Origin of the sequence: Streptomyces sp. NPDC015125 (genome assembly GCF_043080045.1) — a bacterium.
Lineage (GTDB): Bacteria > Actinomycetota > Actinomycetes > Streptomycetales > Streptomycetaceae > Streptomyces.
In genome coordinates this window covers 81916-107891 of record NZ_JBIBVF010000024.1, presented here as the reverse complement: position 1 = coordinate 107891, position 25976 = coordinate 81916, and the positions used below count along the sequence as shown (strand labels likewise).

Sequence of the window (25976 nt, the reverse complement as noted above, 5' to 3'; positions counted from 1 at the left end):
GCCATGTCGTTTCCCCTGCTGACGGCGGTGGCCGTGGTGCCGGCGATCGGTGCGATCGCCACCGCCGCGCTGCCCGCCACCAAGCGCACCGCGGCCAAATGGCTCGCGCTGCTGTTCTCGCTGGCCACCTTCGCGCTGGCGCTGGTGGTCGCGTTCCGCTTCGACCCCGGCGCCAAGGGCCCCTTCCAGCTCACCGAATCGCACGCCTGGATCAGCGACTTCGGCGTCCGCTACGAACTCGGCGTGGACGGCATCGCGGTCGCCCTGATCGCGCTGACCACCCTGCTGATCCCCTTCGTCATCCTGGCCGGCTGGCATGACGCCGACCCCTTGGAAGAGGCCGTGCCCAACCGGCGCTGGCGGCCCACCCAGGGCTTCTTCGCGCTGATCCTGGCCGTCGAGGCGATGGTGGTCCTCTCCTTCGAGGCCACCGACGTCTTCCTCTTCTACCTCTTCTTCGAAGCCATGCTGATCCCGATGTACTTCCTCATCGGCGGCTTCGGGGACCGGGCGGGCGGGGACGGCGAGGAGCAGGACGCGGGCCGGCGGTCGTCCGCCGCGGTGAAGTTCCTGCTCTACAACCTCGCCGGCGGGCTGATCATGCTGGCCGCGGTGATCGGGCTGTATGCGGTCACCGCCGACCAGCTCGGCACCGGCACGTTCTCGCTGCAGCAGATCGTCGAGGCACGGGCGGCCGGCAAGCTGGAGATCTCCACCGGCACCGAACGGCTGCTCTTCCTCGGGTTCTTCTTCGCCTTCGCGGTGAAGGCGCCGCTGTGGCCGCTGCATACCTGGCTGCCCGGTGCCATGGGCGAGTCGACGTCGCCGGTCGCGGTGCTGATCACCGCGGTCGTCGACAAGGTCGGCACCTTCGCGATGCTCCGCTTCTGCCTCCAGCTCTTCCCCGGGGCCAGCAGCTGGGCCACCCCGGTCATCCTCGTCCTCGCGCTGATCAGCGTGCTGTACGGCGCGCTGCTGGCGGTCGCCCAGCGGGACATCAAGCGTCTGATCGCCTACGCCTCGATCTCCCACTTCGGGTTCATCATCATGGGCATCTTCGCGATGACGTCCCAGGGCCAGAGCGGCGCGACGCTCTACATGGTCAACCACGGCATCTCGACCGCCGCGCTGATGCTGGTGGCCGGCTTCCTGATCGGCCGCCGCGGCTCCCGGCTGATCGCGGACTTCGGGGGTGTCCAGAAGGTCGCCCCGGTCCTCGCCGGTACGTTCCTCATCGGCGGCCTGGCCACCCTGTCGCTGCCGGGCCTGGCCCCGTTCGTCAGCGAATTCCTGGTCCTGGTCGGCACGTTCAGCCGCTATCCGGTGATCGGCATCATCGCCACCCTCGGCATCGTCCTCGCCGCGCTGTACGTCCTCGTCCTCTACCAGCGGACGATGACCGGGCCGGTGAAGGCCGAGGTGAAGACCATGCCGGACCTGCGGGTGCGGGAGCTGGTGGTGGTGGCGCCGCTGATCGCGCTGCTGCTCTTCCTCGGGGTGTATCCCAAGCCGCTCACCGACCTCGTCGATCCGGCGGTCGGCCACACCCTGTCCGTCGTGGACAAGAAGGACCCCAAGCCCCCTGTGCAGGTGGACGCCGTGCCCGGTGGAGGCCGGGCCGGCCATACCGTGCGCCCTCAAGACGTGGAGGCCGCGAAGTGAGTTCCGTGGCAAGCGTCCACAGCCTGTGGACAGTGGCGGCCGGTGCACCGGGCAAGATCCCGGCGCCGCATATCGAGTACGCCCAGCTGTCGCCGACGCTGATCGTCCTCGGCGCGGCCGTGCTCGGCATCCTCGTCGAGGGGTTCGTACCGCGCCGTAACCGCTACTTCTCCCAACTGCTGCTGACGGTGGTGGCGCTGGCCGCCGCGTTCGCCGCGGTGATCGGGTTGGCGGCCGGCGGCTTCGGCTCGTCCAAGGCGCACATCGCGGCCATGGGTGCCCTCGCCGTCGACGGGCCGGCCCTGTTCCTGCAGGGCACGATCCTGCTGGTGTCGCTGGTTGCGGTCTTCACCTTCGCCGAGCGCCGGCTCGATCCGGCGGCGCATGGCAAGCGCGTGGACTCCTTCGCCGCGCAGGCCGCGGCCGTTCCCGGCGGCGCTGCCGAACAGGCCGCGGTGAAGGCCGGGTTCACCACCACCGAGGTCTTCCCGATCCTGCTCTTCGCGGTCGGCGGCATGCTGGTCTTCCCGGCGGCCAACGACCTGCTGACGCTCTTCATCGCGCTGGAGGTCTTCTCCCTCCCGCTGTACATCCTGTGCGCGCTGGCCCGCCGCCAGCGGCTGCTGTCGCAGGAGGCCGCGGTGAAGTACTTCCTCCTCGGCGCCTTCTCGTCGGCCTTCCTGCTGTTCGGCGTGGCCCTGCTGTACGGCTATGCGGGCACGGTCACCTACGCGGGGATCGCCGAGGTGGTGTCGGACGGCGCCAAGCAGATCGATCCGGCGCTGGCCGGCACGATGGGAAATGACGCCCTGCTCCTGATCGGTGCGGCGCTGGTGCTGATGGGGCTGCTGTTCAAGGTCGGCGCGGTCCCCTTCCATATGTGGACCCCGGACGTCTACCAGGGCGCCCCGACCCCGGTCACCGGCTTCATGGCGGCCGCCACCAAGGTCGCGGCGTTCGGTGCGCTGCTGCGGCTGCTGTATGTCGCCCTGCCGGGTCTGCGCTGGGACTGGCAGCCGGTGATGTGGGGCGTCGCGATCCTCACGATGCTGGGCGGAGCGATCGTCGCCATCACCCAGACCGACATCAAGCGGCTGCTGGCCTACTCCTCCATCGCCCACGCCGGCTTCATCCTCGCCGGTGTCATTGCCACCAGCAAGGACGGCATCTCCTCGGTGCTCTTCTACCTCGGCGCCTACTCCTTTGTGACGCTCGGCGCCTTCGCCGTGGTCACCCTGGTGCGGGACGCGGGCGGTGAGGCCACCGCGCTGTCCAAGTGGGCCGGGCTGGGCCGGCGTTCACCGCTGGTGGCCGCGGTCTTCGCGGTCTTTCTGCTGGCCTTCGCCGGTATCCCGCTGACCTCCGGCTTCGCCGGAAAGTTCGCGGTGTTCAAGGCGGCGGCGCAAAGCGGCGCGGGCTGGCTGGTGGTCGTCGGCGTGATCTCGTCGGCCATCGCGGCGTTCTTCTACATCCGCGTCATCGTGCTGATGTTCTTCAACGAGCCCAAGGCGGACGGCCCGACCGTCGCGGTGCCCAGCCCGCTGACGACCACGGCCATCGCGGTCGGCGTCACGGCCACACTGGTGCTCGGCCTGGCGCCGCAGTACTTCCTCGACCTGGCCGGCCAGGCCGGGGTCTTCGTGCGCTGAGCCCCGGCGGCGCGCCACGGCGACGGCCGCCGCCCGGAGCCCTCGGGGGGTTCCGGGCGGCGGCCGTCGGCCGTGCGGCGGGTGGTCCGTCGTGCGGCGGAGCGGTCAGCTCTTGGGCATACCGCTCGGCAGCTGCGGCATGTCGGGGACCTTCACGCTGCCGTCGCCGGACTTGGTGTACTTCTCGGTGGGCCCGTTCTTCCAGTCGACGGTCAGGGTCTTGCCGTCGGCGGCGGGCTTGAGGGTGCCCATGGTGCGGGTGGTGTCCTTGTCGGTGCACTTGACCGCGGCCATGGTCATCCCGGCCATCTCCTGGACCTTGCCCAGGCAGGCGGCCTTGTGCCCGTTGCTGAAGGCGACGGTGCCCTTGCTGATCACCAGGACCAGCGGGCTGCTCTTCGAGCCGGCCTTCCAGGCACCCTCGACCGAGCCCGCGCCCGCGGGCTTGTCGGCGCCTCCCGGAGTCGACGGCGCGGCCTGCGGCGTCTTGTCCGGCTTGCTGTCGCTGCCGTTGTCGCCGCTGCTTCCGCAACCGCTGAGCAGCGTCGCGGCGATGGCTGCCGCCCCGGCGATCTGCGCTGCCTTGCGCACGTACGTCTCCTCCGTTGTGGGTCAGGGACACGTGAGGCTAGCAGCGGTCCGGGACGCCGCCCGGACCGCAGCAACGCCGGTACGGACTTGGTGTGGGGCTGTGACGCGGCAGCCGGCGCACCGGACGGGACGGGGGCCGGTGCATTCACCCCATACCGACTGGTCTCCGTCGGTCTCGGCCGGTTTCACCCGGAGGCCGCATTGGACGTCGTCTCCTTGTCCTGCCGTACCGCGCGCTCCACCGCATGCACCGTCCAGCTCTCCCGCGCCCAGCGCTTCATCTCGCGGCGCACCGTGCGGTGCTCGCGGCCCGGCAGGAGCCTGCGGTCGAGGTCGGTCGCCGAGGCCAGCGCGGCGAGCAGCCGGCTGCGGTGGTCCGGGAACCCGGCGCCGAGCGCCGCGGCGAAGCGTTCCCGGGCCGGTCCGCCCAGATCCACCGCCCCGGCCGGGAAGCGTTCGTGAGGGAAGAGGCCCAGGGCACGCCGGGTCTCCCTGCGCAGCGCGCCGCGCTCCTCCAGCCGGCGCAGACACAGCTCCTGAACGGGCCGTCCGGCACTGCGCACCCAGCGCCGCGCCGTGCCGCCCCGGCGCTGCTTGGCCGGGCCGGGCAGCGCGGCCAGCGCACCGTCCAGCACCGGATCGCCCAGCGGCAGCGGGTTGGTCACCACGATCCGGTCCCGGCCCTCGACGGTGATCCGCCCGGCCCCCTCCAGGTCGGCCAGCGCCGCGCCGGCCAGCCCGTACCGCAGGTACGTGCGGTGGTTCAGCGACCGGCCGCGGACCGGGTCGAGGGCGAGCAGCAGCAGCTCCTCCGGGAGGGTGAGCGGCGCGCCGGTCATCCCGCGGGCAGGATGCGGCCGGTGACCTCGCCCAGGCCGATCCGGGCGCCCCCGGGACCGGGTGCCCAGGCGGTGAGGGTGACCTCGTCACCGTCCTGGAGGTAGGGGCCCTTGCCCTGGGTGAGCTCCAGCAGGCAGCCGAGCTGGTCGGGCTCGGGCCCGGAGACGGTGCCGGAGGCGAACAGATCGCCGGTACGCAGCGAGGCGCCGTTGACGGTCATATGGGCGAGCTGCTGGGCGGCCGTCCAGTACATGGCGGAGAACGGCGGCCGGGAGACGGTCTCACCGTTGATGCGCACCTCGATGCGCAGATCGATGCCGCCCGGCTCCGCGCCCGCGTCGTCGAGGTAGGGCAGCAGCGGGACGTCCCGGGCGGGCGGCGGCGTACGGGCCTCGTCGAGGGCGTCGAGCGGGGTGATCCAGGCGGAGACGGAGGTGGCGAAGGACTTGCCCAGGAAGGGGCCGAGCGGCACGTACTCCCAGGCCTGGATGTCGCGCGCGGACCAGTCGTTGAGGAGGCAGACGCCGAAGACGTGGTCGCGGAAGGCTTCCTGCGGGACGGGTTCGTGCAGCGTCGAGGGCCTGCCGACGACGAAGCCGACCTCGGCCTCGATGTCGAGGCGGAGGGAGGGGCCGAAGGTGGGCGCCTCGTCCGCGGTGGCCTTGCGCTGGCCGTGCGGCCGGACGACCGGAGTGCCACTGACGACGACGGTGCCCGCCCGGCCGTGGTAACCGATCGGCAGATGCTTCCAGTTGGGGGTCAGCGCCGCACCGTCCGGGCGGAAGATCCGGCCGACGTTGGTGGCGTGGTGCTCGCTGGCGTAGAAGTCGACGTAGTCGGCGACCTCGAAGGGGAGGTGCAGCGTGACCCCGGTGAGCGGATGGAACAGCGGTGCCACTTCGTCGCGGTGCGCCGGGTCGGTCACGGCGCTGCGGACGGCCGCCCGGATCTGCTGCCAGACGGGACGGCCGGCCGCCAGCAGCGGGTTGAGGGTCGGGGCCGCGAGCAGCTCGGCGTGCGGATGGATGGCGGCGGGCAGTGCGCTCGGCAGTGCACTGAGATCGAGGACCCGGTCGCCGTAGCGGACGCCGATGCGCCGCTGACCGGGCGCGTCGGCGGTGCTGAACACGCCGTAGGGCAGGTTGTGCGGGCCGAAGGGGTCGCCTTCCGCCAGGTCGAACGGGCTCTGCTCGGGCATGGACAGCTCCTCGCGTTCGTCGTCGCCGGTGGGCGGCCGGGCCGGGCCTGGTGGCCCGCGGGCCGGCGGTGCCGACGATCAGCGTACGGCCGGGCGGTGGCCGACGGGACGGTCATGGGGCGCGAGGGCGTGGAGGCGTACGAATTTGGACGGCTGGTGCGCCGTGTGATGCGCCCCCAAGCATCGGTAATGTCCGGAAAAGCCTTGCTGCACTGCGCAATTCGGGCCTAGCTTCCTTTCCTGGCGCGGGCCGGGGAGGGACCGCGCCGTTGGGGGGACACGTGGCTCGAAGTGGCGCACGGCTCGCGGTCGACCGGAGCGTTCCGGGCCTGATCGTGAAGATCGGGGCTTACCCCCTGCACCACGGAGGTGTGGGGGCGATCCGCAGCCTGGGGCGGCTCGGTGTGCCCATGTACGCCGTGACGGAGGACCGCTTCACACCGGCGGCCCTCTCCCGCTATCTCCGTGGCCGCTTCGTCTGGCCGACCACCGGGCGGGAGGAGCCGGACCGGCTGGTGACGGGGCTGCTGCGGATCGGCCGGCGGATCGGCCGGCCGACGCTGCTGCTCCCCACCGACGAAGAGGCGGCCGTGCTGATAGCCGAGCACGCCGAGGCGCTCGCCGGAGCGTTCCTCTTCCCCCGGGTCGCTCCCGGACTGCCGCGGCGGCTGGCCAGCAAACAGGGCCTGCACGAGCTGTGCGTGGCCCACCACGTGCCCTCGCCGGCCGCCGTCTTCCCCGGTTCGTACGCGGACATCGAGGCGTACGCCGGGCGGGCGCGCTTCCCGGTGGTGGCCAAGAACCGCGAGGCGTTCGTCCGGCGCAAACGGCCCGCCGTCGCGGGGACGACCCGGATAGGGGGGCCGGAGCAGTTGCTGGACCTGGCCCGTGACTGGGGCCCGCGGCCGGGCGTGATCCTGCAGGAGTACCTGCCGCGGGAGCAGGCCGAGGACTGGATCGTGCACGCCTGCTTCGGTGCGGACCGTGCACCGCTGGCGCTGTTCACCGGGGTCAAGGTGCGCTCCTGGCCGCCGCACGCCGGCATGACGGCCTGCGCGTATGTCGTCGACAACCCGGAACTCGCCACCATGACGGCGGAGTTCATCCGCCGCATCGGGTTCACCGGCATCGCCGATCTGGACTGGCGGTTCGACCGCCGCGACGGCCGGTACAAACTGCTGGACTTCAATCCGCGGCTGGGCGCGCAGTTCCGGCTCTTCGAGAACGCGGCCGGGGTGGATGTCGTGCGCGCCCAGCATCTGGAGCTCACCGGGCGCACCGTCCCCGAGGGGGCGCAGCGGGCCGGGCGCCGTTTCGTCGTCGAGAACGTCGACCTGCCCGCCCTGCTCGCGTACCGGCGCAGCGGCTCCCGCCCACCGCACGCTCCGGCGCGCGCCTCGGGCACCGAGCTGGCGTGGTTCGCGGGCGACGACCCGCTGCCGTTCTTCACGATGCTGGCGCGGTCCGTCGGGCCGGGCGCCCGGCATCTGATGCAGCTGCGGCGGGCGGGCCGCCGGGCGGGTACCGAGGCACCACTCAGGCAAGGGGAGGGACCGAAGTGAGCACTCCGGTAGCGGTCATCGGGGCCGGCCCGTACGGCGTGTCGACGGCCGCGCATCTACGGGCGCGCGGCCTGCCGGTGCGGGTCTTCGGGCAGCCGATGGCGAGCTGGCGCACGCAGATGCCCGCGGGCATGCTGCTCAAGTCGACGCCGGCGGCGTCCACCATCGATGTCCCGCAGCCCGGCCACACCCTTGCTGACTTCTGTGCACAGACGGGGGAGGGGCCCTACGCCTCGGACTGGGACATCGTCCCCATCGAGGTGTTCATCCGGTACGGGCAGTGGGTGCAGCAGCGGTCGGTGCCCGATCCGGAGCAGGTCAGGGTGGTCTCGGTCGACCGGCGGGGCGACGGCTTCGAGCTGAAGCTGGACAGCGGGGAGCAGGTCGGCGCGCGGGCGGTGGTCGTGGCCACCGGCCTGAGCGGGCTGGCGCAGCTGCCGCCGGAGCTGGCCGCCGCGATCCCGGACGGGCCGTCCGCCACGGGTCCGGTCTCGCACAGTTCCCAGCACCACGACCTGTCCGCGTTGGCCGGCCGCGAGGTGGTGGTGATCGGGGCCGGGCAGTCGGCGCTGGAGAGCGCGGTGCTGCTGGCCGAGGCGGGCGCGGCGTCCGTACGGGTGGTGGCGCGCGGCCAGGCCGCGGTGGGCTTCGGCGCGCCGCCGGACCGCCAGCCCCGCCTGCGGCCGCCCTCGCCGTTCGGCAACGCCTGGTCGCTGCATGCGCTGACGTACTACGCCGGCGGCTTTCGCCGGCTGCCGGTGCCCGCCCGGCGGTATCTGGTGCGGCGGGTGCTCGGCCCGCTGGGGGCGTGGTGGCTGCGGGACCGTTTCGCCGGCCGGGTGCAGGTGACACAGGGGCGGCGGATCGTACGGGCCACGGTCCGCGACGGCCGTCCCGTGCTGGCGCTGCGCGGGGCCGACGGGCAGGGCGGGGAACTCGCCGCCGACCATGTGCTGGCCGCGACGGGCTACCGGATGGACCTGGCGGCACTGGATTTCCTGGGCCAGGGGCTGCGCACCGGGATCGTGACGCGGGCCGGCGGGCCGCTGCTGGACGCCGGCTTCGGCTCGTCCGTACCGGGGTTGTATTTCACGGGGTTGCCGGCGGCCGCCTCGTTCGGGCCGGTGATGCGCTTCGTGTGCGGCACGGAGTTCGCCTCGCCGCGGCTGGCACGGGCGGTGGCGCAGGCCCACGGGTGAGGTGAGGCGGTACCGCTGCTTCCGGTGGGGCCCGCGGTTGCTTCCGGTGGGGCCCGCGGTCCCTCTCCCGCGGGGGAAGTCATCCTGCGCTGCGGCGCTTTCGCGGGAGGCTGCGGTGATTTCGGAGGGGGCGGCGGACGGTACGTCTCCAGCGGAGGGGGCGGCGGACGGTACGTCTCCTGCGGAGGGCTGCTGCCCGTGGCGAGCGGGGCCGCCGTGCCCGGGCCGGGCGGGAGGCGGCCTTGACGGACAGGAACGGGGGGCCTTGACGGACAGGAACGGGGGCCTTGCCGGACAAGAAGCAGGCCGGAAATACTCCTCTCGTTGCCGGACCCCGTGCTCCCGCGTCACACTCGCGTCAACAGGTGATCCAGAACCTGTCGGCCGGGTCGCCCTGCTTCCCGGGCGGTTCGGGGGGCGGGCGCTCACGGTGATCGAACTGCGACCGGATACGCTGGCCAATGGTGGAGACAGCGACAGATCGACATTCAGTTTGATCGTCAGCAGACAGGAGTACCCCTCGTGACCGTCGTCGGGCCCTTCGGGCTGAGCGTGCGGGACCAGGCTCTTGAGGCCGATGTCCAGGCCGGGTTGGCGGCTGTCGAGGAGGGCCTGCTGGAGGCCACCAAGAGCGACGTGCCGTTCATCACCGACGCCGCGCAGCACCTCGTGCGCGCGGGCGGTAAGCGGTTCCGGCCGCTGCTGGTGACGCTGGCCGCCCAATTCGGTGACCCCTACAGCCCGGGTGTGGTGCCCTCCGCGGTCGTCGTGGAGCTGACGCATCTCGCGACGCTGTATCACGACGACGTGATGGACGAGGCGGATGTGCGCCGCGGCGTGGCCAGCGCCAACGCCCGCTGGGGCAACTCCGTCGCGGTGCTGACCGGCGACTTCCTGTTCGCCCGCGCCTCCCACATCCTCGCCGACCTCGGGCCGGAGGCGGTCCGGATCCAGGCCGAGGCGTTCGAACGCCTGGTGACCGGCCAGATCCTGGAGACCGCGGGCCCGCGCGACGGCCGCGACCCCATCAGCCACTATCTGGACGTCCTCGCCGGCAAGACCGGCTCGCTGGTCGCCGTCGCGTGCCGGTTCGGCGCGATGATGTCGGGCGCCGAGGAGTCGACGGTCAACATCCTCACCCAGTACGGCGAGCGGCTGGGCACCGCCTTCCAGCTGGCCGACGACGTGCTGGACATCGCCAGCGATTCGCATGAATCGGGCAAGACGCCCGGCACGGACCTGCGGGAGGGCATCCCGACGCTGCCCGTGCTGCACCTGCGGGCACGCGCCGAGAGCGACTCCGGTACACCCGAGGACCGCGCTCTTGCCGAGCTGCTGTCCGGTGACCTCACGGACGACGCCCGGCACGCCGAGGCACTGGCCGGCCTGCGCGCCCACCCGGCGCTCGAAGAGGCCCGCCGCGACACCGTGCGCTATGCACAGGAGGCCCGAGCGATGCTGGCGCCGCTGCGGTCCTGCATGGCCAAGTCGGCCCTGGAAGGGCTCTGCGACGCGGTGGTGCACCGGGCGGGCTGAGGTCTTCCTGCGGGGCCGGTGTTCCGCATCCCTCCGCTGCCTGTGGCCTGTACGTTTCCGGTGCCTTTGCCCTGCGCCTCTCCGGTGCCCGTGCCCCGCATCCCTTAGAGCCTGACCCCGCATCCCCTAGGGAACGGTCAGACTCCTGTGGTACGGAGTCCGACCTCGGGTGACCATGCGTCATACCTCAGCAGTAGGACGAGTTGCTCCCGCCGGGTGACGTTATCCGCCAGGCGATTTGGTGAGATGGAAAGCACCAGAGCGCGGCGGACGGCCACAATGAGCCCCAGGGGTGACGAGTGGACAGCGCAGCAACCGCCGCACATGACGGAGGTAGGGCAGATGCCACGGAACGAACCGACACAGGTCACCGACGGATGGGACGAGGGGCGCTCCCCGAGGCGCCGTAAGGCGGTGCGGTACGGCGTGCCGGTCGCCGTGGCGGGAGTGGCGGCGGCCACGATCGGGCTGGTCCCGGCGTTCGCCGGCTCCGGTTCTCCGGACCTGCCGAAGATCTCCGCACAGGATCTGATAGCCAAGGTCGCCAAGTCGGACGTCCAGCAGCTCTCCGGGACGGTCCGGGTCTCCACGGACCTCGGTCTGCCGTCCCTGCCGGGCGCCGGTGGCGGAGCGGGCGGCTTCGGTGGTGGCCAGGGCGGCGGGAAGGGCGAGGGCGGCGCCTCCGCCGCGCCCCAGAACAAGCTGATGGAGCTGGCGTCCGGCGCGCACACGCTGCGTGTCGCGGCCGACGGCCCCGAAAAGCAGCGGGTGTCGATCGTCGACAAGGCCGCCGAGTACAGCCTGGTCCACAACGGCAACGAGGTCTGGGCCTACGACAGCGGCAGCAACACCGCCGTGCACAGCACCGCACCCGACGCCGGCCGGCACGGCAAGCAGCACCGGGCGCCCGAGGACCTCCCCGGGGGCCTGAAGAATGCCACCCCGCAGGACCTCGCGAAGCAGGCCCTGAAGGCGGCCGGCGACACGACCTCGGTCACCGTCGACGGCACCGCCACGGTTGCCGGGCGGGACGCCTACCAGCTGCTGATCAAGCCCAAGCAGGCCGCCTCGACGGTCGGCTCGATCCGGGTCGCGGTGGACGCCGCCAACGGCGTGCCGCTGAAGTTCACCCTGACCCCCAAGAGCGGTGGCGCGGCCGCCATCGACGTCGGCTACACGAACGTCGACTTCGCCAAGCCCGCCGCGGGCACGTTCTCCTTCACCCCGCCCAAGGGCGCCAAGGTCGTCGACGGCGACAAGGCGCGGGCGAAGGGGCAGCGCGAGCACGGCAAGAACCTCCCGTCCCACAAGGACGCGAAGGACTTCCAGAAGGACATGGGCGGGCTGAACGTCATCGGCAAGGGCTGGACGTCCATCGCCACGATCAAGGGCGCCGGCTCCGGCCTGCCCTCGGGCAAGGAGCAGGGCCCCGGCGGTGACGCCGGCAAGTTCCTGGACAGCCTCGGCGAGAAGGTGCACGGCTCCTTCGGTTCCGGCCGGGTCTTCAGCACCCGCCTGGTCAACGCCCTGATCACGGACCACGGCACGGTCTATGCCGGCGCCGTCGACAAGCAGGCCCTGATCGACGCGGCCAACGCCGCCAAGTAACGGGCCACGCAGCAGCGCGGGACGCCGCGCCACCCCTCCGCGGGTGGCGCGGCGCAGCCCGTGAGCCATCCGTACGACGTTGGGGGAGCCGATGCCACAGCCGCCCGCCGCAGGGCACGACGGCCCCCGCCCGACCGCGGACGGGCCCGGCCCCCGGCCGGCCGACGACGGGTCCGCCCCCCGGCCGGCCGACGACGGGTCCGCCCGCCGCCCGGCCGCGGACCTGGCGATCGAGACGCGCGGGCTGACCAAGGCCTACCGTGGCGGCCAGCTCGCCGTCGACGGCCTTGATCTGGCCGTACCGCGGGGCAGTGTCTTCGGCTTCCTCGGACCCAACGGCTCCGGCAAGACCACCACCATCCGCATGCTGATGGGCCTGATCGAACCGAGCGCCGGCAGCGTCCGGGTGCTCGGGCAGCCGATGCCCGCCGCGGTCCGCCGGGTGCTCCCCGAGGTCGGCGCGCTCATCGAGGGCCCGGCGCACTACGGCTTCCTCAGCGGGCGGGACAATCTCCGCCGGTTCGACGCCGCCGACCCGCTCGCCGATCCCCGTACCCGTGCCGAGCGGGTCGGGCATGCACTGGAGCGGGTGGGCCTGGCCGCCGCGGCCGGCAAGAAGGCGCGCGCCTACTCCCTCGGCATGAAGCAGCGCCTCGGCCTGGCCGCGGCCCTGCTCCAGCCCCGTGAGCTGCTGGTCCTCGACGAACCGACCAACGGCCTGGACCCCCAGGGCATGCGGGAGATCCGCGCCCTGATCCGCGAACTTGCGGCGGACGGCACCACCGTCTTCCTCTCCTCCCATCTCCTCGACGAGATCGAGCAGGTCTGCACCCATGCCGCGGTGATGGCCCGCGGCCGGCTGATCACCCAGGGCACGGTGGCCGACCTCTCCGCGACGGTCCTCGACTCGCACGGCGACGGCCGGCTGACGGTGACCACCCCCGACCCGGCCGACGCGGCCCGGGTCCTGAAGGAGCACGGTCTGACCGGCCTGGAGGTCACCGGCGACCGGGTGACCGGCGAACTCCCGGACACACACGCGCCCATGGGAACCCCGGACGGCGGGGCGCCGCCGGACCTGGCGGAGCTCAACGCCGCGCTGGTGCACGCCGGTGTACGGGTCCGTGGCTTCGGCAGGGAGCGGGCGTCGCTGGAGGATGTCTTCGTACAGCTGACCGGGGAGGGCTTCGATGTCGCAGGCTGAGGCCGCGGTGCGCACGCCCCGACCGCTCTGGTCGCTGGGTCTGCTGCGCAGCGAGATCGCTACGACGTTCCGGCGCTGGCGCACCCTCGCGCTGCTGGCGGTGCTCGCGGGCGTACCGGTCCTGGTCGGTATCGCCGTCAAAATCGAGACGGGCGACGGCGGGCCGGGCGGTGGCGGTGGCCCGGGCGGCCCCGCGTTCCTCTCGCAGGTCACCCACAACGGCCTCTTCCTGGTCTTCACCTCGCTCGCGGTGACGCTGCCGTTCTTCCTGCCGATGTCCATCGGAGTGATAGCGGGCGACTCCCTCGCCGGTGAGGCCCACGGCGGGACGCTGCGCTATCTCCTGGTGGCTCCCGCGGGCCGCACCCGCCTGCTGCTGGTCAAATACGCCACGATCCTGACGTTCTGCCTGGTGGGCACCCTGGTCGTGGCGCTCTCCGCTTTGGCGACCGGCGCACTGCTCTTCCCCCTGGGCGAGGTCACCCTGCTCTCGGGTACGTCCGTGTCCTTCGGCGAGGGACTGCTGCGGGCGCTGGCCATCGCGGTCGCGGTGGCGCTGTCCCTCATCGGAGTGGCGGCCGTCGGCCTGTTCATCTCGGCACTCACCACCAGCGGTATCGCCGCCATGGCGACCACGGTCGGCCTGCTGATCACCGTGCAGATCCTGGACACCCTCCCGCAGCTGCACGCCATCCAGCCCTATCTCTTCCCGCACTACTGGCTGTCGTTCGCGGATCTGCTCCGCGACCCCGTCTACTGGGACCCGTTGCAGAAGAACCTCGGCCTGCAGGCGCTGTACGCCCTGGTGTTCGGCTCGGCCGCCTGGGCGCGCTTCACCACCCGGGACATCACCGGGTGAGGCCGTCGGACCGCGGTGTCGCGGTCGGTCCTCCGGCGTGCCGTGCCGCCGCTGCTGCCGCTGCTCGCTCCGCTTCCGCTGCCTTATCTTTTTCCGCCGCCGCTGCCCGGTCCGCTTCCACCGCCTGCACGGCTCCGGCCGCGGCCGCCCCGCCCGCACGGGCCGCGGCGTCGGCCAGTGCCGTCCGCGCCCGCCGTGCGGTCCGCAGCGCGTCCCAGGTCAGTACCGTCAGGGCCGCCCACACCAGAGCGAACCCGGCCCAGCGCTCCGGCGGCATCCGCTCGTGGAAAACGGTGAGCCCCAGCACGAACTGAAAGCTCGGCGCCAGATACTGCATCATCCCGATCGTCGTCAGCGGCAGCCGCACGGCCGAGGCGCCGAAGCAGATCAGCGGTACCGCCGTCGCGATACCGCAACCCGAGAGCAGCAGTGCCCGGCCCACCCCGCCGGTGGTGAAGCTCGACTCGCCGTGGAGTGCGAGGAAGACCAGGAACCCCAGCGCGGGCAGCAGCTGGAGGGCCGTCTCGGCGCTGAAGCCCTCGATCCCGTCGAGCTTGATGCCCTTCTTGACCAGCCCGTATGTCGCGAACGAGAAGGCCAGCCCGAGCGCGATCCAGGGCACCTTGCCGTAGGCGGCGGTCATCACGACGACGGCGAGGAAGCCGACTCCCACCGCCGTCCACTGCAGCGGCCGCAGCCGCTCGCGCAGCACCAGTACGCCGAAGGCGATGCTGACCAGCGGGTTGATGAAATAGCCGAGCGAGGCCTCCAGGACGTGCCCGGCGTTGACCGACCAGATGTAGAGGAACCAGTTCGCCGAGATGACCAGGGCGCAGACCAGGATCAGTCCGAGCCTCCTGGGCTGCCGCAGCAACGGGCCGATCCAGGACCAGCGGCGCAGCACGGCCAGGAGGAGGACGGCGACGGGCAGCGACCACACCATGCGATGGGCCAGGATCTCGGACGGCGAGGCGGCGCCCAGCAGATGCCAGTAGAGCGGCAGCAGGCCCCACATGGTGTAGGCGGCGAAACCGTAGGCGAGTCCGACCCGCTGATCGCTTCGAGGCTGCAAGGGGGACCTCCGCAGGGTGCTTCGCCGCCTCTGCGAACGTAGCGCCGCCCTGTCCGGCTGTCATACCCGTCTTGCCATCCGGTCGTGGCAGGCCGGCGGCCCACGGGGCCGGGGCCGGGGAGCGCACACGGGTACCCGGACGCGCACACGGGTGCCTGGGAAGCGCACACGAGTGTCGGGGAGCGCACTCGGGTGCCCGTGGAACGCAACGGTGCCCGTGCAGGACGCCGTAAGACGTTCCCGTACGGGCACCCGTTGGACCGGCCGTCAGCCGACGACGGTCCAGGTGTCGTTGCCGGTCAGCAGAGTGGCGAGGTCGCCCTTGCCCTTCTGCTCGATGGCGTCGTCGAGCTGGTCGGACATCAGGGTGTCGTAGACCGGCCGGTTGACGTTGCGCAGGACCCCGATGGGCGTGTGGTGGAGCGTGTCCGGGTCGGCGAGCCGGGAGAGGGCGAACGCCGTGGTGGGCGAGGGGTTGTGCGCGTCGTGCACCAGCACGCCTCCGGTGCCCTCCTCCCGTACGTCGATGACCCTGAGGTCGCCGGTGGCCGGGTCGCGGATCACGCCCTTGGAGCCGAAGCCGTCGGGGGCCAGGGCACCGAAGCGGATCGGCTGCCCGTGCTCCAGGCGGATGACGGCCTCCTCGGCCTGCTCCTTGTCCTTGAGGACCTCGAAGGCGCCGTCGTTGAAGATGTTGCAGTTCTGGTAGATCTCCACCAGCGCCGTGCCGGGGTGGGCGGCGGCCTCGCGCAGCACCGAGGTGAGGTGCTTGCGGTCGGAGTCGACGGTGCGTGCGACGAAGGACGCCTCGGCGCCGAGCGCCAGCGAGACCGGGTTGAACGGTGCGTCCAGCGACCCCATCGGCGTCGACTTGGTGATCTTGCCGACCTCGGAGGTGGGGCTGTACTGCCCCTTGGTCAGACCGTAGATCCGGTTGTTGAACAGCAGGATCTTGAGGTTGACGTTGCGGCGCAGGGCGTGGATGAGGTGGTTGCCGCCGATGGAGAGGGCGTCGCCGTCGCCGGTGACGACCCACACGGACAGGTCGCGCCGGGAGGAGGCGAGGCCGGTGGCGATGGCGGGGGCGCGGCCGTGGATGGAGTGCATCCCGTAGGTGTTCATGTAGTACGGGAAGCGGGAGGAGCAGCCGATGCCGGAGACGAAGACGATGTTCTCCTTGGCCAGGCCGAGCTCGGGCATAAAGCCCTGCACGGCGGCAAGGACGGCGTAGTCACCGCAGCCGGGGCACCAGCGCACTTCCTGATCGGACTTGAAGTCCTTCATGGACTGCTTGGCGTCGGCCTTGGGCACCAGGGAGAGCGCCTCGATCTGCGAGGAACCCTCCGCGATCGTCTCAGTCATTGATGGCCTCCTTAAAGACCTCCGCGAGTTGCTCGGCCTTGAACGGCATTCCGCTGACCTGGGTGTGCGACTGCGCATCGACGAGGTATTTGGCGCGCAGGAGAGTGGCGAGCTGTCCGAGGTTCATCTCCGGCACGATCACCTTGTCGTAACGTGCCAGGACCTCGCCGAGATTCCCCGGGAAGGGGTTGAGGTGGCGCAGATGGGCCTGCGCGATGCGCTCGCCGGCGCGCCGCACGCGCCGTACCGCCGCGGTGATCGGTCCGTAGGTCGACCCCCAGCCCAGTACGAGGGTCGTGGCGCCCCGGCCGCTGTCGTCGGTGGGGTCGTCGACCTCGACATCGGGGACGTCGACGCCGTCGACCTTCGCCTGGCGGGTGCGCACCATGAAGTCGTGGTTGGCCGGGTCGTAGGAGATGTTGCCCGTGCCGTCCTGCTTCTCGATACCGCCGATACGGTGCTCCAGGCCCGGTGTGCCCGGCACCGCCCAGGGCCGGGCCAGCGTCTGCTCATCCCGCTTGTACGGCCAGAACACCTCGGTGCCGTCCGCCTGCTGATGGTTGGGTCCCGAGGCGAACTGGACCCGGAGGTCCGGCAGTTCGTCGACGTCGGGGATCCGCCACGGCTCCGAACCGTTGGCCAGATAGCCGTCGGAGAGGAGGAAGACCGGCGTGCGGTAGGCCAGTGCGATCCGGGCCGCTTCCAGGGCGGCGTCGAAGCAGTCCGCGGGCGTCTTCGGCGCCACGATCGGCACCGGCGCCTCACCGTTGCGCCCGTACATCGCCTGCAGCAGGTCGGCCTGCTCGGTCTTCGTCGGCAGACCCGTCGACGGTCCGCCGCGCTGGATGTCCACGATCAGCAGCGGCAGTTCCAGACTGACCGCCAGGCCGATCGTCTCGGACTTCAGCGCCACACCGGGACCCGACGTGGTCGTCACCGCCAGCGCACCACCGAACGCGGCGCCCAGCGCCGCGCCGATACCGGCGATCTCATCCTCCGCCTGGAAGGTGCGCACGCCGAAGTTCTTGTGCTTGGACAGCTCGTGCAGGATGTCGGAGGCCGGGGTGATCGGGTACGAGCCCAGATACAGCGGCAGATCCGCCTGCCGGCCGGCCGCAATCAGCCCGTAGGACAGCGCGAGGTTCCCGGAGATGTTGCGGTAGGTGCCGGTAGGGAAGGCCGTGGTCGCCGGCGCGACCTCGTAGGAGACGGCGAAATCCTCCGTCGTCTCACCGAAGTTCCAGCCCGCCCGGAACGCCGCGACGTTCGCCTCCGCGATCTCCGGCTTCTTCGCGAACTTCGCCCGCAGGAACTTCTCGGTGCTCTCGGTCGGCCGGTGGTACATCCACGACAGCAGCCCCAGCGCGAACATGTTCTTGCTGCGCTCGGCCTCCTTGCGGGAGAGCCCGAACTCCTTGAGCGCCTCGACCGTCAGGGTCGTCAGCGGCACCGGGTGGACGTTGTAGGCCTCCAGCGACCCGTCCTCCAGCGGGTTGGTCGCGTATCCGACCTTCGCCATCGGGCGCTTGGTGAACTCATCGGTGTTGACGATGATGTCCGCGCCCCGCGGCACATCCGCGAGGTTCGCCTTCAACGCCGCGGGGTTCATCGCCACCAGCACATTCGGCGCGTCACCGGGCGTGAGGATGTCATGGTCGGCGAAGTGCAGCTGGAAGCTGGAGACACCCGGCAGGGTCCCGGCAGGGGCACGGATCTCGGCGGGGAAATTCGGCAGCGTCGACAGGTCGTTTCCGAACGACGCGGTCTCGGAGGTGAACCGGTCGCCGGTGAGCTGCATACCGTCACCGGAGTCACCGGCAAACCGGATGATCACCCGGTCGAGGCGTCGGACTTCTTTGCCTTCGCCGCCGTTACCGGAAGCGCGCTCTTCCCCGACAAGCGCTGCGTCGGTCTGCTCGGCTGTGCTACTGACCTGGCTGGTCACTGCTTCGGACCTCCCTCGAGGGGTGCGGCGTCCCCGCCGGAGGCAGGGGCTCGGGACGTGTCATATCGACCGGTTGTCCCATAACCATCGTACGTGGGTAAGGGTGGCCTTCCCTGGGGCGCTCGCATGTTGGACGTCAACATGAGACACCGATCTGGTGTGTTTAGTCATGAAATCACCACCCCCGTGACCCCTTACTCATGACGCTCCGGGCTCCTCCATTGGTTCTACGACCAAAGTCCTGGACCTCGGCGGATACGCCTCGGGGCGCCTGCCTGACAGATTGTCAGACGGCTAGGAATTGAGGTAGGTGAGCACCGCGAGCACCCGGCGGTGATCCCCGTCACTCGGCGACAGGCCCAGTTTCAGGAAGATATTGCTGACGTGCTTCTCGACCGCGCCGTCGCTGACCACCAGCTGCCGGGCGACCGCGGAGTTCGTCCGGCCCTCGGCCATCAGCCCCAGGACCTCCCGTTCCCGGGGTGTCAGCTGTGCCAGCACGTCCTGCTTCCGGCTGCGGCCCAGCAGCTGCGCCACCACCTCCGGGTCCAGGGCGGTCCCGCCCCCGGCGACCCGCACCACCGCGTCGACGAACTCCCGCACCTCGGCCACCCGGTCCTTGAGCAGATAGCCGATGCCCCGGCTCGATCCGGCCAGCAGCTCCGTCGCGTACTGCTCCTCGACGTACTGCGAGAGCACCAGCACCCCGAGGCCGGGGTGGTCCCGGCGCAGCCGGATGGCGGCCCGGACCCCTTCGTCGGTGTGCGTGGGCGGCATCCGTACGTCCGCCACGACCACGTCCGGCAGCGCCCGCTCGTCCGCCAGCTCCCCGATCGTCTTGATCAGTGCTTCGGCGTCCCCCACACCTGCCACGACCTCGTGCCCCCGGTCGGTGAGCAGCCGGGTCAGGCCCTCACGGAGCAGCACCGAGTCCTCGGCGATGACCACCCGCACCTTGTCCTCCACGGCTCAGATTCCCCCATGCCTCATCGCATCCCACCCCCGCCGGCCTCCAGCATCCCAGCATTCGGACGGCGGCGAGGCGGATGAGGGGGATCAGGGGCGGAGAAGGGGGCGAGAGCAGCCGATACGGGGCCGATACGGGGCCGGGACGGGCGGGACGGGGGCGGGGCAGGGCCGGTACGGGGGCGGGGCGGGCTGGGCACCTGGCGACCGCGGCGTATCGGGAGAGACCGGCCTGGCCGGACCCCCGTCCCGGCCCGGCGGTGACCGGGCGCCCACGGGCCGGAGGCCCCTCCGCGCACCGGTGGCCTGGTGCCCTGGCGGTCGGCCTGCGCCCCGGAGGGCGGCCGCACTGCGGCAGCTCGACGGTCACCCGCACGGCAGCTCCGCCGTCACCCGCGCCACGGCAGCTCCGCGGTGATGCAGGTCGGGCCGCCGACCGGGGAGTCCACGATCAGCAGGCCGTCGACGGCCTCCAGCCGCTCGGCGAGGCCGGCCAGGCCCGTGCCCGACCCGGTGTGCGCCCCGCCGCGGCCGTTGTCCGCGACCAGCACCATGATCCGGTCCGCGGTGTGCCAGACGTCCAGCGTCGCGCTGTGGGCCCCGGAGTGCCGGGAGACGTTCTGCAGCAGCTCGGAGGCGGTGAAGTAGGCGATGCCCTCGATCGCCGCGGCCGGCCGCTGATCCAGGTCCACGGTCACCGTCACCGGAACCGTGCACCGCGCGGACAGCGCCGACAGCGCCGGGCCGAGACCCCGGTCGGTGAGGATCGCCGGGTGGATCCCGCGGGCCAGGTTCCGCAGCTCCTGGAGCGCGATCTTCACCTCGCCGTGCGCCTCGTCCACCATCTTCGCGGCGGCCTCCGGATCCTCGGCCAGCTTCTCCTTGGCCAGGCCCAGGTCCAGGGCGAGCGAGGCCAGCCGGGCCTGTGCGCCGTCGTGCAGGTCACGCTCGATGCGCCGCAGATCCGCCGCCGCGGTGTCCACCACCACCCCGCGGTCCGACTCCAGCCGGGAGACCCGGGTGGCGAGGGAGGAGGGTCCCAGCAGGCCGTGGACCATGACCCGGTCCACCTGCGTCAGCCCGTGGATCACCCACGGTCCGGCCAGCACCAACAGCAGCCCTGCCCCGCTGGTGACCGCGGTCTCGGTCGGGGTGTCGAGATAGGCGCCGTGGCCGCTGCCGTCGCCCCACAACTGGATGCCCGACTGGCCGAGGTAGGCGGGGAACGTCCACCGCCACAGCGGGTAGGCCAGCAGCCCCCAGCCGAGGGTCCAGAAGGTCACCGAGAAGATGAAGGAGAAGAGCGCCCACGGGAAGTGCAGCAGGGAGTAGAGAAGGTGCCGCCAGGACACCCCGCTCTTCAGTACGGCCCCGACCCATCCCATCAGGCTCGGTTTGGAGGGCCGGACGGGCTCGGGATCGGCGACGTCCAGCCCCAGCAGCCCGCGGGCCCGCGCACGCTCCAGGCCGCCCAGCGCACGGGCGCCGGCCAGGCCGCCCGCCAGCAGCGGGATGCCGAGGAACGTGACCAGCAGACCGGCGCCCGTGGTGATCACCACCATGGCGTAGACGAACATCACGATGGACAGGGGGAGGCTGAGGAAGAGGTACAGGAACTCCCGCCAGGCGCGCCCGGAGAACGGGGCGCGCAGCCCCTCGGGCACCCGGGAGCCGTGGGGCTGCGGTGCGTATGCGGTTTCCATCGTCTCGTCGTCCGTTCTGCCGGATGCGGCCCTTGCCCGGTCGGATCCGCCGCCTGAACTGCAGGCCGTGCGGCTCTCTCCGCTATGACAAGGGTCCGCGGCCGGCGTCCCGCGCACCATGAGGCTCTTTGCAGTCTTCGCCTGGGGTTTTCCCCACCCCTGGAACTGCGGCCGCCACCACCCGCCCCGGCCGGCCGGCCGGGGCGGGTGGGCGGGTGGCCGACCGGCTCCGTCTGACGGGGACGTCAGACGGCACGCCAGGCGGCCCGTCAGCGGGCCCGTCAGGCGGGGCCGGTCAGGGCCCCTTCGCCCCGTCAGCGCCCCTTCGCCCCCGCTTCCGCAGCCTTCGTCCCCGCCTTCGACGGCTTCGACGCCTTCGACGCCGCCCGCGGCTCCGTCCGCGCCCGCCACGGCAGCTCCGCCGTCACCCGCGTGGGCCCGCCCACCGGCGAATCCAGCACGAACAGCCCGTCCACCGACCCCAGCCGCTCGGCGAGCCCGGCCATCCCGCTGCCGCCGTCCAGCCGCGCCCCGCCCTTCCCGTCGTCCGTCACCTGGATCAGCAGCCGGTCGTCCGTCCGTCGCCCACCACCGCCCCTGTCCGAGGGCCCGGCGCTGCCACGCTCCTTGGCTCGCCACACCTCGACGGACGCCGTTCGCGCCGCGCTGTGCTTGGAGACGTTCTGCAGCAGCTCCGAGACCGTGAAATAGACGATGCCCTCGATGGCGGGCGCGGGCCGCTCGTCCAGGTCCACGGCCGTGGTGGCGGGCACCGTGCAGCGCCCGGCCAACGAGGCCAGGGCGGGCCCCAGCCCGCGGTCGGTGAGGATCGCCGGGTGGATGCCCCGGGCCAGATCCCGCAGCTCCTGCAGCGCCAGCTTCACCTCGCCGTGCGCCTCGTCCACCATCGCCGCCACGCTGTCGTCGGCCCGGCCCTCCAGCAGCTTCTCCTTCGCCAGGCCGAGCCCCATGGCGAGCGCCACCAGCCGGGCCTGTGCGCCGTCGTGCAGATCCCGTTCGATGCGCCGCAGATCGGCGGCCGCGGTGTCGGTGACCGTCACCCGGTCCGTCTCCAGCTCGGCGATCCGCCGCTCCAGTTCGTCGGAGGGCGAGAGCAGGCCGCGCACCATGGCCCGGTCCACGTTGGTCAGCCAGCGCGCCAGCCACGGGAGCGCCGGCCACGCCACGACGAGCGAGAGCAGGGCGACCACGAAGGTGAGCACGGCCCAGGGCAGCCGGAGGAACGCGAACAGCGCATGCCGCCAGGCGACCGGGTCCTTCAAGCACGTCCACAGCCAGGGCAGGAACCCCCGCTCCCGGGACCGCAGCGGACTCGGCTCCGGCACCCGCAGCCCGAGCAGCGCCCGCGCCCGCGCCCGTTCCAGCTTCCCGTACTTCCGGCAGGTCACCAGGCCGCCGGCCAGCAGGGGCAGCCCGATCACGGTGACGGACAGCCCGATCCCGAGGGTCAGCCAGACCAACAGCACCATGAACGCGACGAGATCCAGCGGGAAATTGGACAGCAGGTACGCGACCTCCCGCCACGTCACGCCGCTGAGCGGCCCCGCGGGCGGCGGCAATGACACACCGTCAGGGGTGGTCTCGCCAACATCAGCAGCACTGGGCCGGGATCTCTCCGTCATGCGCCCAGCCTGCCCGGTCGCCGATCCGTGTGCCATGGGGTGGCTGGGGTGGCGGGGGTGGGGTTTTCCCCACCCGCCGCTGCCGACCGTGCTGGACACCGTGTTGGAGGGGGGCCGTATCGTGTCGCGGTACGGAACGGGAGGGGGAGCGGGCGATGGCGCGGCAGTTGGTGACGGCGGACGGGTCGGCGCTTTCGCAGGACGATGCGCTCGCTTCGGCGCGGGTGCCCGACGGCTCGGTGCCGCGGCTCGTAGGGGAGCAAGGGGCGCCGCCGGCGGCGACGGTGGTGCCGTCGGCGCAGGACGCCACGAAAGAGGCCTCCGACGAGGCAGCCGATGAGGCCACCGGTGAGGCCACCGACGGTCTGGCGGTGAGCGGCCGAGGCTGGGACGAGCGGAGCCGGACGTGGACGGCCGGTGCGGCGAGCGTGCTGTTGGCGCTGGTCGCCGGGGTTGCGGCGGCGAGTTGGTACGGGCCGGGCCCGGCCGCGCGCTGGCTCGGTGTCGCCGCTGTGCTCGCCGCGGTCGGCGGAGCTGCCGCCGGCTGGCTCGGTCGGCGTCCGCTGGGCACCGCACTGCTGGTGTGGGGCGGCGCGCTCGGCGCGCTCGCCTCCTGGCAGGCCGCCCCGGCCGGCGCGGTGCGACTGGCCGCCGTCGGACTGACCGTTGCGGTCGCGCTCGCGCTGCTCGGCGTCTGTACGGAGCTGGGGCGCGGCGGACTCGTCGGTGCGGCGGCGGTCGCGCTCGCGGTGGGAGCGTGGGAGGCCGCGCTGGCGCTGACCGGTGTGGCGCGTACGGGAGTCGTACTGGGTGTGGTCTCGGTGCTCGTGCTGGGGTACCTGCCCCGACTGGCCTTGACGGCGGCCGGGTTGACCCGGCTCGATGACCGGCGTTCCGGTGGCGCGCCGGTGAGCCGGCACCAGGTGGCGACCGCCCTCGGCGCGACCCATCGCGGTCTCGCGCCGGCCACCGCTGCCATGGCGGTCTCCGCGGGTGCGGGGGGAGTACTTGCCGCCGGTTCGGGGGACGGCTGGTCGGTCGCTGCCGCGGCCCTTCTGTGCGTGGTGACGCTTTCGCGTGCGCGTGCCTATCCCCTGGTGGTCGAGGTCGTCGCCCTGTTGGCCGCCGGGACGGCAGTGGGGGTCGGCCTGGTGTGGCAGGGGGCGGCGGACGGGGCCGGGCCATCGGGCGCGCTCGCCGCGCTGGGTGTGCTGGCGGTGCTGCCGTTGGTGGTGCTCGCGGTGCGGGTGCCGGAACACGTTCAGCTCCGGCTGCGCCGGCTGATGAACCTCGTCGAGTCGGTCAGCGTGGTGGCGCTGATCCCGGTGGCCCTCGGGGCGCTCGGGGTCTACAGCCGGCTGCTGCACACGTTCTGAACCGGAAAGGCGGCCGCGGGACCATGTCAGCAGAGGGAACCAAGGGATCGAGCGGGCCGGGTGGACCTGTGCCACCAGGCGGACCCGTGCAACCAGGCGGGCTTGTACAACCCGCTGGACCCGTGCCACCAGGCGGACCTGTGCAAGGAGACCGGCAGCACGATCTGCCGCGGGACCTTGGCGGGACGGCGATGACGCCGGGGACGCCCGCGGGAACGGGCGGCACAGGAGCCGGCACGGGGGGTGACCCGGGGGGTGACCCGGGTGCGCCCATCCTCGGGAAGCGCGGCCCCGGCGCGGTCACCCTTGAGAAGACGGCTGAGGCGGCCACGCCCGTCCCCGGGGAAGCGCCCGAGGCGGTCACCACGTCCGCACCCTCGGCGGCGACCGTATGGGACACACCGGTGACGGTGCGAGCGGAGCCGAGCGCGCCGGACGCCGGTGCGGCCGCGCCCGGCGTCATGCCTCCTGCCATGCCTCCTGCCGCGCCTCCTGCCATGCCCTCCGTCATGCCTCCTGCCATGCCTCCTGCCGCGCCTCCTGCCATGCCCTCCGTCATGCCTCCTGCCATGCCCTCCACCGGCCCGCTGCCGGCTGCCGCTCCGCCGCCGCAGCCCGTACCGGAACCAGCACCAGCGCAGGCCACCTACGGCGCACCGGCCACCTACGGCGCACCGGCCACCTACGGCGCATCAGCCCCTTATGCCGCCGTGGACCCTCATGCCGCGCCGCCCCCGTCCATCACGCCGCCCCCGTCCATCACGCCGCCCCTGCCCATCACGCCGGCCCCGTCCACCACGCCGGCCCCGTACGCCCCTGTTCACACGCCCACCCCCGTGCGCAGGTCCCAGCCCACACCCGTCTCCCTACCGCTGCTGCCGCCCGAGCTGGACGCCGTGCGGTCCAAGCCGCGGCACGGAGAGTCCGTCGCGCAGCGTGCGGGGCGGGCCGTACGGCGGGCGATCGCCTCGTCGCCCGCCGCGGAGACCGCCGCCGTCACCCAGACCGCGTACGCCATCCAGCAGCCGGTGGCCACCGGCCGGCAGATCTCCGTGACGAGCATCCGGGGCGGTGCGGGCAAGTCCACCGTCGCCGCCCTGCTGGCCCTCACCTATGCGCACTACCGCGCCGATCCGGTGCTGGCGATGGAGGCCGATCCGGCGCTCGGCACGCTGCCGCACCGGCTGGGCGCGCGGGAAGTGCGCTGGTCGGGCACCGACCTGGCGCAGATAGTGGATCCGTCGATGCTGATCACGGACCTGACCGGCTATCTGATTCCGTTCCCCGGCGGCGGCTGGCTGCTGCCGGGCAGCCAGGGCGCCATCGGGACGAGGCTGGACATCGACACCTACCGGGTGGTGATGACATCCCTGCGCCGGTACTTCGCGACCACCGTCGTGGACTGCGAGACGCTGCCCGCCGAGGTGGCGCGTACCGCGCTGGTGACGACGCAGGCGCGGGTGCTGGTATCCCCGGCGACCCCGGAGGGAGTGGCGGCCACCCGCTCGGTACTGGACTGGGTCGGAGGGCTCCACCCCGGCATGCTGCCGACGACGGTGGTGGTGCTCAGCCATGTATCCCCCGATTCCGGGCTGGAGCTGCGCAGGGCCACCGAGCATCTGAGCGTCGGCGGCGCGACGGTGCTCCCGCTTCCCTACGACCGCCATCTCGCGGCCGGCGGCGCGATCCGTACGGAGCTGCTCGGCGAGCGGACGCTGCAGGCGGCGGCGCGGATCGCGGCCGAGGCGATGGACCGGGCCGTCTCGCGCGGACCGGGCCGGCAGCGTACGGGCCCGAGCGCACCGGCGGCCCCCGATGGAGGCCACTCCGGTCCCGCCCACTCCGGCCCTGCTTACCCCCACGCCGGGCCGCCCCGGTGACGTGGGACAAGGCGCTCCGCCCCGCCCCCGACCCCCCGTCCCCGACCCCCCGTCCCCGACCCCCCGCGCCCGTCCGCTCCGTGAGACACCTTCTGGGACAACCGTCCGCGCCGTCTACGCT

At 72.2% G+C, this 25976-nt stretch carries 19 protein-coding genes; 10 read left to right on the top strand and 9 right to left on the bottom strand.

Features of this window, described 5'->3' with window-relative positions:
- Positions 1 to 3: 3 nt before the first annotated feature.
- Together ACF088_RS34450 and nuoN are read left to right on the top strand one after the other, a co-directional pair.
- On the top strand, positions 4 to 1662 hold the full coding sequence (locus tag ACF088_RS34450; protein WP_392379807.1) for an NADH-quinone oxidoreductase subunit M: 1659 nt from the start codon (positions 4 to 6) through the stop codon (positions 1660 to 1662).
- Complete coding sequence (gene nuoN / locus ACF088_RS34445) at positions 1659 to 3311, top strand: NADH-quinone oxidoreductase subunit NuoN (protein ID WP_392379806.1); 1653 nt, start codon at positions 1659 to 1661, stop codon at positions 3309 to 3311. The genes ACF088_RS34450 and nuoN overlap by 4 nt, the downstream gene beginning before the upstream one ends.
- A 105-nt stretch (positions 3312 to 3416) precedes the next feature.
- Here nuoN and ACF088_RS34440 read toward each other — a convergent pair whose 3' ends face one another.
- From ACF088_RS34440 to fahA, 3 genes are all read right to left on the bottom strand, one after another.
- Positions 3417 to 3902, bottom strand: coding sequence for a hypothetical protein (locus ACF088_RS34440; RefSeq protein WP_392379805.1), 486 nt, complete (start codon positions 3900 to 3902; stop codon positions 3417 to 3419).
- 185 nt (positions 3903 to 4087) lie between these two features.
- Positions 4088 to 4741 (bottom strand): GPP34 family phosphoprotein, encoded by a 654-nt coding sequence (locus ACF088_RS34435; protein WP_392379804.1) that lies wholly within the window; start codon positions 4739 to 4741, stop codon positions 4088 to 4090.
- Positions 4738 to 5940, bottom strand: coding sequence for a fumarylacetoacetase (fahA, locus tag ACF088_RS34430; protein ID WP_392379803.1), 1203 nt, complete (start codon positions 5938 to 5940; stop codon positions 4738 to 4740). Before fahA ends, ACF088_RS34435 begins: the two co-directional genes overlap by 4 nt.
- A gap of 281 nt (positions 5941 to 6221) precedes the next feature.
- Between fahA and ACF088_RS34425 the strand changes: the two genes are divergently transcribed.
- The 6 genes from ACF088_RS34425 to ACF088_RS34400 all read left to right on the top strand — a co-directional run bounded on the left by ACF088_RS34425 (position 6222) and on the right by ACF088_RS34400 (position 13908).
- Positions 6222 to 7502 carry an ATP-grasp domain-containing protein gene (locus ACF088_RS34425; RefSeq protein ID WP_392379802.1) on the top strand — a complete coding sequence of 427 codons (1281 nt, stop codon included), beginning with the start codon at positions 6222 to 6224 and terminating at the stop codon, positions 7500 to 7502.
- Positions 7499 to 8701, top strand: a complete 1203-nt coding sequence (locus ACF088_RS34420) for an FAD-dependent oxidoreductase (protein ID WP_392379801.1) — start codon at positions 7499 to 7501, stop codon at positions 8699 to 8701. The genes ACF088_RS34425 and ACF088_RS34420 overlap by 4 nt, the downstream gene beginning before the upstream one ends.
- Before the next feature lie 522 nt (positions 8702 to 9223).
- Positions 9224 to 10237 carry a polyprenyl synthetase family protein gene (locus ACF088_RS34415; RefSeq protein ID WP_392379800.1) on the top strand — a complete coding sequence of 338 codons (1014 nt, stop codon included), beginning with the start codon at positions 9224 to 9226 and terminating at the stop codon, positions 10235 to 10237.
- Positions 10238 to 10579: 342 nt separating this feature from the next.
- The gene (locus tag ACF088_RS34410; RefSeq protein ID WP_392379799.1) at positions 10580 to 11845 is read left to right on the top strand and encodes an outer membrane lipoprotein carrier protein LolA; all 1266 of its coding nucleotides are present in this window, start codon (positions 10580 to 10582) and stop codon (positions 11843 to 11845) included.
- A 91-nt stretch (positions 11846 to 11936) separates the two neighbouring features.
- On the top strand, positions 11937 to 13049 hold the full coding sequence (locus tag ACF088_RS34405) for an ATP-binding cassette domain-containing protein (RefSeq protein ID WP_392379798.1): 1113 nt from the start codon (positions 11937 to 11939) through the stop codon (positions 13047 to 13049).
- Positions 13036 to 13908, top strand: coding sequence for an ABC transporter permease (locus tag ACF088_RS34400; RefSeq protein ID WP_392379797.1), 873 nt, complete (start codon positions 13036 to 13038; stop codon positions 13906 to 13908). Before ACF088_RS34405 ends, ACF088_RS34400 begins: the two co-directional genes overlap by 14 nt.
- Here the strand turns inward: ACF088_RS34400 and rarD are convergent.
- From rarD to ACF088_RS34370, 6 genes are all read right to left on the bottom strand, one after another.
- The gene (gene rarD, locus ACF088_RS34395) at positions 13898 to 14980 is read right to left on the bottom strand and encodes an EamA family transporter RarD (protein WP_392379796.1); all 1083 of its coding nucleotides are present in this window, start codon (positions 14978 to 14980) and stop codon (positions 13898 to 13900) included. The two genes, ACF088_RS34400 and rarD, sit on opposite strands and share 11 nt — an antisense overlap.
- 267 nt (positions 14981 to 15247) lie before the next feature.
- Complete coding sequence (locus ACF088_RS34390; RefSeq protein WP_392379795.1) at positions 15248 to 16342, bottom strand: 2-oxoacid:ferredoxin oxidoreductase subunit beta; 1095 nt, start codon at positions 16340 to 16342, stop codon at positions 15248 to 15250.
- A complete protein-coding gene (locus tag ACF088_RS34385; protein ID WP_392379794.1) occupies positions 16335 to 18287 on the bottom strand; it encodes a 2-oxoacid:acceptor oxidoreductase subunit alpha in 1953 nt (650 codons plus the stop codon). The genes ACF088_RS34390 and ACF088_RS34385 overlap by 8 nt, the downstream gene beginning before the upstream one ends.
- Positions 18288 to 18581: 294 nt before the next feature.
- On the bottom strand, positions 18582 to 19241 hold the full coding sequence (locus ACF088_RS34380) for a LuxR C-terminal-related transcriptional regulator (RefSeq protein WP_392379847.1): 660 nt from the start codon (positions 19239 to 19241) through the stop codon (positions 18582 to 18584).
- Positions 19242 to 19642: 401 nt separating this feature from the next.
- Entirely contained in the window at positions 19643 to 20956 is a 1314-nt protein-coding gene (locus ACF088_RS34375; RefSeq protein WP_392379793.1) for a sensor histidine kinase, read from the bottom strand.
- 314 nt (positions 20957 to 21270) lie between these two features.
- Positions 21271 to 22599, bottom strand: coding sequence for a sensor histidine kinase (locus ACF088_RS34370; protein ID WP_392379792.1), 1329 nt, complete (start codon positions 22597 to 22599; stop codon positions 21271 to 21273).
- Positions 22600 to 22754: 155 nt separating this feature from the next.
- Here ACF088_RS34370 and ACF088_RS34365 point away from each other — a divergent pair, with 155 nt between their 5' ends.
- Both ACF088_RS34365 and ACF088_RS34360 read left to right on the top strand, forming a co-directional pair.
- Positions 22755 to 23975, top strand: a complete 1221-nt coding sequence (locus ACF088_RS34365) for a secretion protein snm4 (RefSeq protein ID WP_392379790.1) — start codon at positions 22755 to 22757, stop codon at positions 23973 to 23975.
- Positions 23976 to 24544: 569 nt separating this feature from the next.
- Positions 24545 to 25855 carry a hypothetical protein gene (locus tag ACF088_RS34360; RefSeq protein WP_392379788.1) on the top strand — a complete coding sequence of 437 codons (1311 nt, stop codon included), beginning with the start codon at positions 24545 to 24547 and terminating at the stop codon, positions 25853 to 25855.
- Positions 25856 to 25976 lie beyond the last annotated feature (121 nt).

Excerpts from the sequence above, each read along its gene's own strand:
- ACF088_RS34390 (WP_392379795.1), bottom strand. The coding sequence starts at position 16,342 with ATGACTGAGACGATCGCGGAGGGTTCCTCGCAGATCGAGGCGCTCTCC.
- ACF088_RS34360 (WP_392379788.1), top strand. The coding sequence starts at position 24,545 with ATGCCCTCCACCGGCCCGCTGCCGGCTGCCGCTCCGCCGCCGCAGCCC.
- ACF088_RS34410 (WP_392379799.1), top strand. The coding sequence starts at position 10,580 with ATGCCACGGAACGAACCGACACAGGTCACCGACGGATGGGACGAGGGG.
- ACF088_RS34370 (WP_392379792.1), bottom strand. The coding sequence starts at position 22,599 with ATGACGGAGAGATCCCGGCCCAGTGCTGCTGATGTTGGCGAGACCACC.
- ACF088_RS34435 (WP_392379804.1), bottom strand. The coding sequence starts at position 4,741 with ATGACCGGCGCGCCGCTCACCCTCCCGGAGGAGCTGCTGCTGCTCGCC.
- ACF088_RS34405 (WP_392379798.1), top strand. The coding sequence starts at position 11,937 with ATGCCACAGCCGCCCGCCGCAGGGCACGACGGCCCCCGCCCGACCGCG.
- ACF088_RS34400 (WP_392379797.1), top strand. The coding sequence starts at position 13,036 with ATGTCGCAGGCTGAGGCCGCGGTGCGCACGCCCCGACCGCTCTGGTCG.
- ACF088_RS34375 (WP_392379793.1), bottom strand. The coding sequence starts at position 20,956 with ATGGAAACCGCATACGCACCGCAGCCCCACGGCTCCCGGGTGCCCGAG.
- fahA (WP_392379803.1), bottom strand. The coding sequence starts at position 5,940 with ATGCCCGAGCAGAGCCCGTTCGACCTGGCGGAAGGCGACCCCTTCGGC.
- ACF088_RS34365 (WP_392379790.1), top strand. The coding sequence starts at position 22,755 with ATGGCGCGGCAGTTGGTGACGGCGGACGGGTCGGCGCTTTCGCAGGAC.
- ACF088_RS34450 (WP_392379807.1), top strand. The coding sequence starts at position 4 with ATGTCGTTTCCCCTGCTGACGGCGGTGGCCGTGGTGCCGGCGATCGGT.